The 14512-nt window shown below is 32.4% G+C and carries 15 protein-coding genes; 14 read left to right on the top strand and 1 reads right to left on the bottom strand.

Going from position 1 to position 14512, the window contains the following annotated elements:
* Positions 1-76: 76 nt before the first annotated feature.
* The 14 genes from cobA (at position 77) to Q0945_RS06155 (ending at position 13665) form a co-directional block, all read left to right on the top strand.
* Positions 77-850, top strand: coding sequence for a uroporphyrinogen-III C-methyltransferase (gene cobA / locus Q0945_RS06220; RefSeq protein WP_299432138.1), 774 nt, complete (start codon positions 77-79; stop codon positions 848-850).
* Positions 851-974: 124 nt separating this feature from the next.
* Positions 975-2408: an MFS transporter gene (locus Q0945_RS06215; RefSeq protein ID WP_299432135.1), complete on the top strand. Its 1434-nt coding sequence runs from the start codon at positions 975-977 to the stop codon at positions 2406-2408.
* A 70-nt stretch (positions 2409-2478) separates the two neighbouring features.
* A complete protein-coding gene (locus tag Q0945_RS06210) occupies positions 2479-3201 on the top strand; it encodes a Crp/Fnr family transcriptional regulator (protein ID WP_299432132.1) in 723 nt (240 codons plus the stop codon).
* A gap of 254 nt (positions 3202-3455) precedes the next feature.
* Positions 3456-3869, top strand: a complete 414-nt coding sequence (locus Q0945_RS06205; RefSeq protein ID WP_299432129.1) for a globin family protein — start codon at positions 3456-3458, stop codon at positions 3867-3869.
* Between the two features lie 20 nt (positions 3870-3889).
* Positions 3890-4723: a DUF3365 domain-containing protein gene (locus Q0945_RS06200; protein WP_299432126.1), complete on the top strand. Its 834-nt coding sequence runs from the start codon at positions 3890-3892 to the stop codon at positions 4721-4723.
* A 41-nt stretch (positions 4724-4764) separates the two neighbouring features.
* Positions 4765-5244, top strand: a complete 480-nt coding sequence (locus Q0945_RS06195; protein ID WP_299432123.1) for a resistance to Congo red protein — start codon at positions 4765-4767, stop codon at positions 5242-5244.
* A gap of 8 nt (positions 5245-5252) precedes the next feature.
* The gene (locus tag Q0945_RS06190; RefSeq protein WP_299432121.1) at positions 5253-6281 is read left to right on the top strand and encodes a ferredoxin--NADP reductase; all 1029 of its coding nucleotides are present in this window, start codon (positions 5253-5255) and stop codon (positions 6279-6281) included.
* A 5-nt stretch (positions 6282-6286) separates the two neighbouring features.
* Positions 6287-7000 (top strand): cytochrome c3 family protein, encoded by a 714-nt coding sequence (locus Q0945_RS06185; protein WP_299432118.1) that lies wholly within the window; start codon positions 6287-6289, stop codon positions 6998-7000.
* Between the two features lie 310 nt (positions 7001-7310).
* Positions 7311-8681, top strand: coding sequence for a CmpA/NrtA family ABC transporter substrate-binding protein (locus Q0945_RS06180; RefSeq protein WP_299432115.1), 1371 nt, complete (start codon positions 7311-7313; stop codon positions 8679-8681).
* Between the two features lie 24 nt (positions 8682-8705).
* Positions 8706-9812 carry an ABC transporter permease gene (locus Q0945_RS06175; RefSeq protein WP_299432112.1) on the top strand — a complete coding sequence of 369 codons (1107 nt, stop codon included), beginning with the start codon at positions 8706-8708 and terminating at the stop codon, positions 9810-9812.
* Between the two features lie 18 nt (positions 9813-9830).
* A complete protein-coding gene (locus Q0945_RS06170; protein ID WP_299432109.1) occupies positions 9831-10670 on the top strand; it encodes an ABC transporter ATP-binding protein in 840 nt (279 codons plus the stop codon).
* A gap of 11 nt (positions 10671-10681) precedes the next feature.
* Positions 10682-11512 (top strand): ABC transporter ATP-binding protein, encoded by an 831-nt coding sequence (locus Q0945_RS06165; RefSeq protein ID WP_299432107.1) that lies wholly within the window; start codon positions 10682-10684, stop codon positions 11510-11512.
* 106 nt (positions 11513-11618) lie between these two features.
* Complete coding sequence (locus Q0945_RS06160; protein WP_299432104.1) at positions 11619-12872, top strand: hypothetical protein; 1254 nt, start codon at positions 11619-11621, stop codon at positions 12870-12872.
* Between the two features lie 115 nt (positions 12873-12987).
* Positions 12988-13665 (top strand): response regulator transcription factor, encoded by a 678-nt coding sequence (locus tag Q0945_RS06155; protein WP_299432101.1) that lies wholly within the window; start codon positions 12988-12990, stop codon positions 13663-13665.
* Here Q0945_RS06155 and Q0945_RS06150 read toward each other — a convergent pair whose 3' ends face one another.
* On the bottom strand, positions 13666-14421 hold the full coding sequence (locus Q0945_RS06150; protein ID WP_299432098.1) for a DUF5995 family protein: 756 nt from the start codon (positions 14419-14421) through the stop codon (positions 13666-13668).
* Between the last annotated feature and the right edge of the window lie 91 nt (positions 14422-14512).

Here is a 14512-nt window from a genome sequence, read left to right as displayed (position 1 = left end):
TTATATAATTTTATCAAAATAAACGCGTAGTTTTGTTGCAGAATTCACAATTGTTAGTCCTAAAAAATTAGAAATTATGATTAAAAGCAAAAAACCAAGAATATCTTTAGTAGGAGCTGGCCCTGGTAGTAGTGACCTAATAACACGTAGAGGTTTTAAGCTTTTACAGTCTGCAGATGTAATTTTATATGATGCTTTAATTAGTAAAGAACTCTTATGTGAGATTGATGAAAATATTCCAAAAATATACGTAGGTAAAAGATGTAATAAGCATTCTTATACACAAGATTCTATAAATAAGTTATTAGTAGAAAAAGCATTTGAATGTGGTCATGTAGTACGTTTAAAAGGTGGGGATCCTTTTGTTTTTGGCAGAGCTAGTGAAGAAATAGAATATGTAGAAAATTTTGGTATTCCAGTTAGTATAGTTCCTGGGGTAACTAGTGCAATTGCTGTTCCGCAAAGCCAAGGTATTCCGGTTACTAAAAGAGGGGTTAGTAGTAGTTTTTGGGTAATGACTGCAACAAAAAAAGACAATAACTTTTCTGAAGATTTAAAGTTAGCTGCGCAATCCTCTGCAACTATGGTTGTTTTAATGGGAGTACGTAAGTTTAATGCTATTGTTAAAACCGTAGCTATTTATAGGGGTAATAATACTCCTTTTGCATTAATACAAAACGGGACCTTAGTAAATGAGTCTTGTGTTTTAGGAACTTTAGGAGAGGCTATGAGTTTGTATAGTAAAATAGATGTTACACAGCCAGGGATTGTTATAATTGGTAATGTTGTATCAGAACATCCTGCATTTTTTGAAGAAGAATTACAGCGAGTTCTGCATGATTACATGTAATTTCTATGTCTTTTAATAGTTTTATTTATGATTTTCTGTTTTTATACACCTACTTTTTCTCATTTTCGTAATTTTTTCATATTTCATAGTAAAATGATTTATAATTAAGTATAAATACGTAGTTTTGAAATTCATTACTAAGTACAAACGTATAGTTATAGAAAATATGGATTCTAAAAAAGCAACAAAGCTACAGTTACTTAATTTTAAAAGTATTTCTACAAGAACATTTTGGATAACCTCTATAGCATTTTTCTTGTGCTTCTTTTCATGGTTTGGTATAGTGCCTTTTATGCCAGATGTTGTTAAGGATTTAGGGTTAACACCAGAACAAAAATGGAACTCTATTATTCTTGCCGTTTCAGGGACTGTATTTGCAAGATTGGCAATTGGTAAATTATGTGATAAATATGGACCGCGCTTGTGTTATACCTGGATGTTAATGATTGGAGCTTTGCCCGTTATATTAATAGGGTTTGTACAAACGCCAGAACAATTTTTAATATGTAGGTTATTTATAGGTTTTATTGGGGCTTCTTTTGTAATTACCCAAGTACATACCTCTATAATGTTTGCATCAAATATTGTTGGTACAGCAAATGCAACTTCTGCAGGATGGGGTAACCTTGGAGGTGGAGCTAATAGATTAGGAATGCCAATTATTGCAGCTGCGGTAGTGAGTTTAGGAATTGCTGAAGCGGAAAATGCTTGGAGGTATTCTATGATTATTGCAGGTATTACTTGTTTTATAATGGGTATTGTATATTTCTTTTTTACGCAGGATACGCCAGAAGGAAACTATAAAGAATTAAAAGAAAGAGGGGAGTTACCTACAAGTAAAAAAGACGAAATAGGTTTTTTAGAAGTTTTAAAAGATTATAGAGTTTGGATACTTTTTTTAATATACGCTGCTTGTTTTGGAATGGAACTTACAGTTTACGGTACTATGGACGATTATTTGCAAAATAGATTTGGATTAAGTAGAAGTTTTGCAGGAAATTTAGTTCTGTCTTTTGCTTTAATGAACATTTTTGCAAGAACCTTAGGAGGGTATTTTGGAGACATGTTTGGAAGGCTCAAAGGATTAAGGGGTCGTGTAATTTTCTTGGCTGTAATCCTTGCTATAGAGGGTATTGTTCTTACCACTTTTTCTACAGCAACTAGTATAGTAGTGGGTATGGGATTTTTAATTGCCTTTAGTTTAAGTGTACAAATGGCAGAAGGTGCAACATTTTCTGTAGTTCCTTTTATAAATAAAAAAGCAATAGGTTCTATTTCAGGAATTGTAGGAGCAGGAGGTAATGTAGGTGCTTTTGTTGCAGCTATGCTTTTAAAATCTAAGTCGGCAGTAGCAGAAAGTGCTGCAATAGCTTCCAATTCTCAGCTTGGAGAACAGGCAGTTAAATCTGCACAAATGGCAGCATCAGCATCAGCGGTTTCTAGCGGTTATTTTATAATTGGAGGTTTTGTTGTTCTTGCAGGAATATTAGCATTGACTATTAAGTTTGCTCCTGTAACAGAAGAAACACCAGAATTGGTTTTAAAGGCAGATAAATAATGGTTTAGTAGATGAGCATTGGTAATTTAAAGCAGTAAATATGCAATCAAACACAGAAAACATACAAAAAATGAGAAAGAAATCCATGTCTGGTATTTCTTGTAATACGTGTGAGAATGCAAAGTGTTTGATGAAAAAAAACATTGCATCTAAAATAGTTTTAGACTTCTCTTATGAGAAAACAGATATAAACTGTAAAAAAGGACAGCAGTTTATTATGGAAGGAGCACCTGTAAATGGATTGTTTTTTATTTTAAAAGGAAAAGTAAAAGTTTTTAGAACAGGTATTAATGGTAGAGAGCAAATAGTACGTTTTGCTAAAGAAGGAGAAATAATTGGTCATAGAGGTTTTGGAACCGAGGAGTATTATTCCATTTCTGCAGTAGCATTAGAAAATACTACACTATGCTATTTTTCTAAAAATTTGTTGCAATATGCTTTAAAGGAAGATGCAAGTTTTACCTATGATTTAATGCTTTTTTACGCAAATGAACTTAATAAGAGTGAGGCAAAAGTAAAATCAATATCTCAAATGACAGTTAGGGAAAGAGTAATAGATACACTTCTCTATGTTAACAGAAAATTTGGGCAACTTAATGGTTATATAAACCTTCAATTAAGTAGAAAAGAATATGCAGATTATGCTGGCACAACAGAAGAGCAAGTAATACGTATTTTATCAGTCTTAAAGAAGGAAAACTTAGTAATAGCAAAAGGAAAGCGTATAGGTATTCCAGATGTAAAACTTCTCAAAAGAGAAATATCGGAGCACAATTTCTATTTAGATACATAGTAAGTGTTTGTAATAGTTAGTTGTTTATTTTTTTCAAACCTTTCTGAAAAGGCTGCATTTATGCAGCCTTTTTTATGTATTAAAATCACATTTAATAAGAGAAAAAAACATTATTGTTTATGAAATAATAAATATTTTCTTCTGCCTTTAATCATACAAGATTTAAGTTTCGGTCTTTACATTTGTCTAAGTAAGAATACGTAAAATACGTAATCTTTATTTTTAGAATAACCATTAAACTAAAACAATCTATTATGGAAGAAAAAACAATTTCTCTTGTTCAGGAATCATTCGAAAAGGTAAAACCAATTGCCTCTACGGCAGCAGAGATATTTTACGCTAAGTTATTTGAGCTGGATCCAGCATTAAAGCCTTTATTTCCATCGGATCAAGAAAAAATGGCAACGCAAGGTAATAAGTTAATGACCATGTTAGGTAGTGCTGTTGCAGGATTAAGTAATCTGGAAATGTTAGTTCCTGTTTTAGAAAACCTTGGAAAAAAACACGTGGAATACAAAGTAGAACCCTCTCATTATAATACCGTAGGTGCAGCTTTATTAGACACACTTTCTGTGGGGTTAGGGGATGATTTTACTCCAGAAGTTAAAGAAGCATGGGCATCAGTTTACGGAACTATGTCTGACGTAATGATAAAAGCATCTTACTAATAAGTCTAAAATATACTCATATGAAAAAAATTGAAAAAAACCCAGTATTAGTAATCGCTATTTTATTAACTAGCCTTATTCTTCTTAATTCATGTGGAGGGGTTCCTGAAGAAAAAGTAAAAAATGGGGAGATGGCTAATAATGCTTTTTCTGTAGAAGAGGTTCTGGAAATGGTTGCAGAAGAGAATGATGTTACGAGAACTCTATACACCAAAGCTATTGTTGGAAAAGGAAAATTACAAGGAATGAAGTTTGATGAGGATTGGAGAAAAGATGATGTAGAAGCTGGACCTTTACCAGCTCTTTTTTTAAGAGGTGTGGCAACAAGTATAAGAAAAAGCCCAGTGCCATTAGGACTATATTTGGGTTCCGATTTTCCTGTAAATGCGGCAAATAAGTTTGAGGGGAAACAAGCAGAGCTTTTTGAAAAAATAAAAGAGGATCAAAAACCACAATTTTTTTATGAAGAGGATACAAAATTACATACCGCTATGTTCGCAGATTTGGCTAGTGCAGCCGCATGTGTTACTTGTCATAATAAACACCCACAAACTACAAAGGATGATTGGAAACTAGGAGATGTAATGGGTGCAACAACATGGCAATATCCTAAAGATTCTTTAACCTATAAAGAAACAATTGATGTGTTAAACTCTTATGCAATGGGGACTGTAGATATATACGTAGAATACTTAAATGAAATAGCTGCATTTAAAGAAAGTGAGAAACCAACAATTGGAGATAAATGGCCAGTAGAAGGGAATTACTTGCCAACGTCTGAAGTGTTTTTAGATAGTGTTAAGAAATTAACTTCTTACAAAACAATGAAAAAATTAGTAGCTGTAAGGGAGTAAACTAAATAGCAAATTTTTAACCTCTATTAGATTTTATATTAGTGAAAAGTAATAACAACTCTACTATTTTAGGATTGGTATTGTTATCCGTCTTTTTTGTATTCTATTTTGGGAATATAGAATGGGTGTGGTTACAAGAACTGCAACAACAAGAAAACTATAAAAGATGGTCTGGCTTAGGAGTGGCGTTGTTTATCATTTTTCAGTGGCTGTTGACCTTTACTCGTGTAATAAAAAGGTTTAGACAAAATGCCATAAAAATGATAACAATCCATAAATGGTTAGGAGCAATGAGTCCTCTTCTTTTTTATATTCATAGTGTAAAATTAGGATACGGCTATATAGCTCTTATGTCTTATTTGTTTTTTGCTAATGCCCTTTTAGGGTATATAAATTTAGATGTTATAAAAAGTAAAGGAGAAATTTTATTTAAAGGTTGGATGATTTTTCATGTGGCATTTTCAATAATCATCTCCATTTTAATGTGTTTCCATATAGTAATGGTGTTTTATTATAAATAAGTCTATAAATGAAGTTATTAGTAAAAGAAATAATACAGGAAACAAAAGACGCTGTAACAATCTGTTTTAAAAATGGGAATTTTTTTAAAAAGTTATCTTATAAACCAGGGCAGTTTATGTCAATAAATGTCCCTATAGATAATGCAGTACATAAAAGAGCATACTCCTTTAGTAGTAATCCCTACACCGATTCAGATTTGAGAATAACAATAAAAAGAGTAGATCAGGGCTTAGTATCTAATTATATTCATGACAATTTTAAAGTAGGAGATAAATATGAGGTGGATAAACCAACAGGAAGTTTTTATATAGCCCCAAGAAAAGAGACTATAAAACAATATGTTTTTTTTGCTGGAGGTAGTGGTATAACCCCAATATTTTCTATTGTAAAATCTGTTCTAGAAAAAGAACCAAACTCTAAAATCCTCTTAGTGTATGCTAATCAAAATTACGAAGGAATTATTTTTAATAAAGAGATTGAAAACTTAACTAAGAAATATCCTTCATCATTCAAAGTAGAACATATACTTTCTAAGAGTGATAATGCACCATTAAATTATTATTCAGGATTGCTTACAGAAGAAGTTTTGATAGCAATTATGGAAAAGCATAATTTAAAATTCGATTCTAATGAATATATGATTTGTGGTCCTTTTGGATATATGGAATGTGTTAAAGAAATTTTAAACACTAAGAACGTTTCGCCATCTAATATTAAGGTCGAAGTTTTTGCAAGTCCCAAAATAGCAGTTGTCGGGGAAAATGAAGAATGCGATGTAGAAATTAATTATGATAATGAATCCTATAAAATTAAAGTCCCTAAAAATAAATCTATTTTACAAATGGCAATGGTAAACAATATTGCTTTACCATATTCTTGTAGGTCTGGTATGTGTTCTACATGTAAAGCATCTTGCTCTAAAGGAGATGTAGTAATGACAGAGGGGCATTTTATGCCACCAGAAGAAGTAGAAGAAGGTAAAATATTAACCTGTATAAGCTACCCTGCTAGTGAAAATGTTGTAATTAATTTTTAAAAGGTATGTTTAAAATAAGTCCATTAAGAAAAAGACAATTTACTGGAGGTATTATAGGGGTACTAATAGGAATATGCGTTGTTCTGTTTTTAACCTTAAAGTCTTCTGAGGAATATATCTCATTAGGGCCAATGAATGAAGGGCATGATGATTTATCTTGTGTTACTTGCCATGCCGATGCTAAAGGGAATTTATCCCAACAAATACAATCTAATATACAATTTGCAATTGGCATGAGAGAGCATAATGTAGATTTTGGAACCCAAAATGTTACGGTTGAAAATTGTTTGCAGTGCCATGATAGACCAAATGACAGACACCCTAATCATCGTTTTTCGGAACCAAGATTTAAAGAAATTATAAAAGTAATAGACGCTACAACTTGTATTACTTGCCACTCAGAACATAATGGAGAGAGAGTTACTATTGCAGCTGTTAATTATTGTATGAACTGTCATCAAGATTTAAAAGTAGAAGAGGACCCTATAGATGTTGCTCATGAAACACTTATAGCAGAAGAACAATGGAATACATGTATACAATGTCATGATTTTCATGGAAACCATAGATATGAAGTTCCAACAAAATTGCAAGATACTATTCCTATGCAAACAATTAATGCATATCTAAAAGGAGGCAAAGATCCTTATGGAACGGATAAAAAATATATTGGTTTGTCTGAGCCAGAATGGATAAAATTAAATTTAAATAAGAAATAAATTAAGAGCACATTTGTTTTTATAAAAAAGCCAACTAAATACGTATTTAGTTGGCTTTTTTTATTCTAAGTAGTAGTTACGTAGCCTTTTTTATTAGGTTATACGTATTGATTATTTTTTGTAAAGTATTATAAAACACACTGTTATTGTGTAAATATGTTTTTTGATAGTTTTTAATCTGTTAGTTGTATGGTATAACCATGGTGTAAAAGACGGATTTAAGATGGGTAATGCCATAGAATACTTTTAGTGTTACGTATATATTTGCCTTGAATAAGTATTAATACGTAGAACATTTAAAATTATAAATATGAAAACTATCTTTAAAAAAACCGCTTTTTTGTTACTTCTTGTCCTAGCGGCATCCTGTGGTGATAAAACAAAAAAGGCAGCTACCGAAGCGGCAACTGAAGCTGCGGCTACAACATTAGAAATTGAAAAACCACAATTAACTTTTGGCTTTATAAAATTAACGGACATGGCGCCTTTAGCCATTGCAAAAGAAAAAGGCTTTTTTGAAGAAGAAGGATTGTTTGTTTCTGTAGAAGCACAATCTAACTGGAAAAATATTTTAGATCGTGTTATTGATGGTCAGTTAGATGGTTCTCATATGTTAGCAGGACAGCCAATTGCTGCAGGAGCAGGTTTTGGTAGACAAGCAGAATTGGTTACCCCTTTTTCTATGGATTTAAATGGAAATGGTATTACAGTATCTAATGATGTTTGGTCTAAAATGAAGCCAAATGTTCCTAAAGGAGCAGATGGTAAACCAGTACACCCAATTAAAGCAGATGCTTTAAAACCAGTAATTACAGAGTATAAAAATTCTGGTAAAGCTTTTAAAATGGGAATGGTATTTCCAGTATCTACACATAACTATGAAATTCGTTATTGGTTAGCAGCAGCTGGTATTCACCCAGGAATGTACACAAAAGATAATGTGCAAGGGCAGATTGATGCTGAGGTATTATTATCAGTAACTCCTCCGCCACAAATGCCAGCAACTCTTGAGGCAGGTACTATTTATGGATACTGTGTAGGAGAGCCATGGAACCAACAAGCAGTATTTAAAGGTATTGGTGTACCAGTTACAACAAACTATGATATCTGGAAAAATAACCCAGAAAAAGTATTTGTAATGACAAAGAAATTTGTTGAGGAAAATCCTAATACGGCAGTAGCTGTTACTAAAGCACTTATTAGAGCTGGTAAATGGTTAGATGAGCCAACTAATAGAGCTGAAGCTGTAAAAATATTATCTATGTCGCAATACGTAGGTGCAGATGAAGCAGTTTTAGCAAACTCTATGACAGGTACGTTTGAGTTCGAAAAAGGAGACAAGCGTGAGATGCCAGACTTTAATGTATTCTACAAGTATAATGCAACTTACCCATTCTATTCTGATGGTACTTGGTTCTTAACACAAATGAGAAGATGGGGTCAAATTCCCGATGCTAAGCCAGTAGAGTGGTACTCAAATACTATCAAAGATATTTATAGACCAGATATCTGGGAAAAAGCAGCGAAAATATTAGTAGCAGAAGGGCATATTCCTGCAACAGATATTCCAGATACAGACGGGTATAAGCCAGCTACAACAGATTTTATAGACGGTACTAAATATGATGCAAAAGACCCAATAGGGTACATCAACAGCTTTTCAATAGGAAACAAGGATTAAAGCTAACTATTTAAACTAATAATTATGAAGCAAAGTATTACTTTAAATAAAATAACGCAACTAATGGGTTTTGGTTTTTTAAAACCCATTACAGCACTATTTACAGGAAAACCACAGAAAGAAGATATTGTAAACTTTTTAAAGAAGATTATTGTACCACTATTGTCTATTCTTTTATTTTTAGGAGTTTGGCAAGGAGGATCTACAGCTCTTTTTAATAAGGAAGCAAACTTTAAGATAGAAAAAGCCTTAGCAGATCAAGGACAAGCAGCTGCCGATGAAATGAGAGCGTGTATTGCTTCTGGAGAAATTAGTTGCCAGCCAAATACATTGCCTTCTCCATCTCAGGTTTGGGCTTCTTTTAAAACTTTATTAGAAGATCATAAAGTTATTAGCGCAGATAAACTTGCTTTTAAAGAAAAGACTGCAGTAATGAATGAAAAAAGAATTGCTGCAGGTAAAGAGCCTATAACTTATACAGGAAGACCTTCTTTTGTAGATCAAATATTTACAAGTTTAAAAACGGTATTCGCGGGGTTCTTATTAGCATTAGTTATTGCAGTTCCTATTGGAGTCGTAATTGGTTTAAGTACAACATTAAGAAGTTCTTTTAATTGGTTAATTCAAATATTTAAACCAGTATCACCAGTAGTATGGTTGCTTTTAGTTTTCATGATTGTTAAAACATTAACTAAAGATTCAAATTCAGATAGTGCATTTATCATTTCTTTTATAAGTGTTGGTTTGTGTTCTATGTGGGCAACATTAGTGAATACGGCAATGGGGGTTTCATCCGTGGATAAAGATTATATAAATGTAGCAAAGGTTTTAAAATTAGGGCCAATGCAAAAAGTGTTTAAAGTTATATTACCTTCCTCATTGCCGTTAATTTTTACAGGATTACGTATTACACTATCTGTTGCTTGGATGGTACTTATTGCTATTGAACTTTTAGCACAAAGTCCTGGATTAGGATCCTTTGTTTGGGAAGAATTTCAGAATGGAGCAATAGACTCTAATTCTAAAATAATTGTAGCAATGTTTATTATTGGAATTATTGGATTCTTGTTAGACCGTATTATGCTAACCATACAAAACATGGTTTCATTTAATAAAAATGAAGGAGTATAACCACTAAAAATTAGGACTATGGCATATTTAGAACTAAAAAATGTTTGTAAAACATATGAAGACGCTTCAGGAGGAACAGAGGTTCTTTCTAATATAAATTTAACCATTGAAGAAGGAGAATTTGTTGCTATAGTAGGTTTTACAGGAAGTGGAAAAACAACACTTGTAAACTTAATAAACGGACTAATTAAACCTACTAGCGGAGAAGTTTTGTTTAAAGGAGAGCCTGTTACAGATACTAGTCATGAACGTGGCGTTATTTTTCAAAACTACTCTTTACTACCTTGGCTTACGGTTGGTCAAAATGTTTATATGGCAGTAAAAGAAGCTTTTCCAAAAGAAAGTAAAGAAAAATTACAGGCTATCGTAAAAGACTATGTTGCTATGGTTAGTTTATCTCCTGCAATTAATAAAAGGCCAAAAGAACTTTCTGGAGGTATGCGTCAAAGAGTTGCTGTTGCAAGAGCTTTGGCAATGAACCCAGAAATGATAATTATGGACGAACCTTTAGGGGCTTTAGATGCGTTAACCAGAGGTAATTTACAAGATGAAATTTTAAATATTTGGTCTAAAGATAAACGTACTGCTTTGTTAATTACGAATGACGTAGATGAGGGTATTTATATGGCAGACCGTATAATTCCTCTAAAGCCAGGACCAAATGCAACTCTGGGGCCAGAGTTTACTATAGATATTGAAAGGCCAAGAGATAAAACTTCATTAAATGATAATGAAACCTACAAGAAGAATAGAAACGCTATCATAGAATACTTAATGGATATAGGAAATGAACGTAAATCTGTTTCTAATGAAACCTATGAACTTCCAGAAATAAGTCCAAAAAGTTTTGTTGCATAAAAAAATATAAGATGAAAACAGCGACAATAAATACAGACACTAGCACATTATCAGAAAACGGAATTCAGTTTCCTTCTAAAGTAATGTTAGATCTACATAATTTAAAAAAAGTATACCCAACTCCAAAAGGAGATTATGTAGTGTTAGAAGACCTAAACCTTCAGATTATGAAGGAAGAATTTGTGACAATAATTGGGCATTCTGGTTGTGGAAAAACAACCATGTTATCTATGATTGCTGGTTTAAACCCTATTTCTGGTGGAAACATAGCAGTATTAGGAAACCCTGTAAAAGGGCCAGGTCCAGACCGTGGTGTTATTTTTCAGGCGCCAAGTCTTATGCCTTGGATGACTGCATTAGAGAATGTGTTATTAGGAGTAAACCAAGTTTTTCCTCATGCTTCTAAAAAGGAGCGTAAAGATATTGCTAAGTATTACTTACATAAAGTTGGTTTAGATGGTTCTTTTGATAAAAAAGCAATAGCACTTTCGCAAGGTATGCAACAGCGTGTAGGTATAGCAAGAGCTTTTGCAATAAAACCTAAAGTACTTCTTTTAGATGAGCCTTTTGGAATGTTAGATTCTTTAACGAGAGGAGAATTACAAGACATATTAATTGAAATTTGGAATAAAGAAAAAATAACAGCAGTAATGATTACACATGATGTGGATGAAGCAATTTTTCTTGCGGATCGTGTGGTTATGATGACAAGTGGCCCTAGTGCAAAAATTGGAGATATTTTAAATATAGATTTTGAAAGGCCAAGAACTAGAAAGTCTGTCTTAGAACATGACGATTATTACAAATACAGAAAACACTTAATTGAATTTTTGGAGCATTAAAATATAGTATTAAAAAATAAGATGTTTAAGCTTTGGTTAAAACATGATAAGCATCATAAAATTAAGTAATTAAAAAAAATATTTTTATCACATCAAACAAACTATTATGAAAAAACAATTATTACTTTTAGGTATAGCCTTACTAAGCATCCAATTTGGATATTCGCAATTTATTTTAGAAGGAGAATTTCGTCCAAGAGCAGAACTATTTAATAACGGATTTAATTATAGATACCAGCCAGCTACTGCTGCTCCCGCAGGGAACCTTTCTGGTCGTGAAGGTACAGATGCTTTTGTAGGTACTTCAGTAAGAGTAGCGCTAAATAGCACCTATATGACGGAGTCTTATAAGGTATACATTGGTATACAAGAAGTATTTAGATTTGGAGATAGAACACAAATATCTGCGGCTGGTAATGGTAATTTTAGAATTCAAGAGGCTTGGGCAGATTTAAAGCTTTCAGAATTTTGGAGTTTTAAATTAGGTAGGCAACCGCTTTCTTATGATGATCAAAGAATTTTAGGGGGCTTAGGTTGGGCGCAACAAGCACGTACCCATGATGTAGGGGTATTAAAATATAAGAAATCTGGCTTTGCATTAGATGCAGGTTATTCTGTAAATACTCTTGGCGATAATATTTATGATACTGCCTTATTATTTTCATACAGAAACTTAGCTTTTGCCCATATTAGTAAAAAATCTGAAAAGTTTAATATTAGTGGTTTAGTAATGAATACTACTTTTCAAAATGGAACAGATGATAAATCAAACCTTTTAACTGCTGGTGTACATGCAGGGACTAAAATTGGTAAATTAGGTTTAGCTGCAAATGCTTACATACAATCTGGTGAAAGAGCTGGTGCTGTAGATGTAAAAGGCGCTTATTTATTGAGTTTAGATGCGACACTTAAAGCAACAGATAAATTTACAGTTCTTGGAGGTGTAGAGGTAATTTCTGGTAGGGAAGATGATTCGGCTCCTTTCTTCCCATTGTATGGAACAAACCATAAATTTAATGGTCTAATGGATAGGTTTTATGTAGGTAACCACGCTATAGGTAATGGCTTGGTAGATTTAAACCTTGGAGCTAGTTTTAAAGTAGGTAAAGGATACAATATAACTTTAAAAGGGCACACGTTCTCTGAAGCATCTAGCGATAAAAATTCTTTAGGGTCAGAAATAGATTTTGTAATTGCAAAAGGCTTTAAAGGGTATAAGTTAGTAGCAGGGTATTCGCAATTTTTTGAAAGCGATGATTTTCCAAATCCAGCTGGAAACCCAGAAGCTAAATCAACACAAAATTGGGCTTGGGCTATGTTAATTCTTAAACCTAAATTTTTAAATACAACAAAAGAATAAGTTATAAAGAAGCTTTGCTTCAAGCATGCTACCATGGTCCTTTAGTTTCAGTGGCTGTGGTAGCTTTTTTTGTACTACGTATTTTAAATTATATTTGTAAAAATTTGAATATTTTATGAGTACAACTACAAGCATAGTTTTAGCAGATGATCATTCTTTAGTAAGAGACGGTATTAGAGCATTATTAGAAAGCGAACAGGACTTAGTGGTTATTGGGGAAGCTTCTAATGGGCAAGAAGCTATTGCAATGGTTGAAGATAAAAAACCAGATGTTTTAATCATAGATATACGTATGCCTGTTTTAAATGGCATAGATGCTGTTGCTCTTTTAAATAAACAAAATGTAGTGGTTAAAACCATAATACTTTCTATGCACGATTCAGAAGAATATATTTTAAAATCTGTTAGTGCTGGTGCAAATGGCTATTTATTAAAAGATACTGGTAAAACAGAATTTATAAAGGCTATACATACGGTTAGAGAAGGAGGTAAGTATTTTAGTGGAGCAATATCTAATGTATTGGTAAATAATTTATTAAACCCTTCTAAGGAAACTGCTGAAGTAGTTAGTAAAGAGACAGAAAAAGAAACTCCTTTTAACCTTACAAATAAAGAGTTAAAAGTACTTGAGCTAGTATTATCTGGACTAACAAACAAAGAAATATCAGAAAAATTACAAAATAGTAAACGTACAGTAGAAACGCATAGGTTTAATTTAATGCGTAAAATGGAGGTTAAAAATTTAATGGAGCTTTCTAAAAAAGCCCAAGATTATAATTTAACTAGTATCTAATTAGTTTTCTTTTAATCTTTGAATAATTTTACCAACATTTTTTTCTTCAAAAAAGCTAATTAGCTTTAAAGCTGTTCTTATAAGAAAAGCTCTTGGAGCTTTTATAATTGTACTTAAAGAGACTACTAATTGGTCTAGATCTTCAATAGCTTTTTTATTTGCATTGCCATCTAAAGTGTGTAAATGCATTGCACTAATCCAAGATTGTTCTCTGGCTTTTCGCATGCTAAAATCTATAATTTGTTCATCAGATTTTACACCAATAACATCTAATAAGAATAATAGTGGAGATACTCTTCCTAATCTTTTTTGAAGTTCGTTGGTAATGTTAAAAAGAACCGTATTTACTTTGTTAAAATCCTTTGCAATAGCTCCAATATCTTTCCCTTTCATAGTTTGGCTTGTAGCAATGCCTAAATCTAAATTTATATGCGCATTAATACCAAGCATTATATGTTGTAGAATGGTAAGAGGCTCTGTTTTACATTGAAATGAAAACTCCCAACATTTACTAACAGGAAACCCTTTTTTATAGTTATGGTAAGCTTCTAAATATAGATTAGCAAAAGCAACATCCATTCGTTGTAGTTGGCTATTATCTTCAAAATTTCCAAGTTCTACTTCTTTAAGAACTTCAGCAGTTGTTCTTCTATATACATAAGCAAACAGACCTAAACGATCATTATTTGCAATAGCATCATCAATTATGAGGTCTAGTTCTACTAAAACCTCGGATATTGTAGTAGGTTTATGCATGTTTGTGTTAAAGTTAAGCTATACATGTTGATCAAATAAAATTGGGTTACCGTCGGGGTCGGTTATTATAAACAACTATTAGTGTCATTTT

This window comes from uncultured Maribacter sp., from assembly GCF_947500405.1.
Lineage (GTDB): Bacteria > Bacteroidota > Bacteroidia > Flavobacteriales > Flavobacteriaceae > Maribacter_B.
The sequence above is the reverse complement of the archived record's forward strand: the minus strand, read 5'-3'. Positions and strand labels throughout refer to the sequence as shown.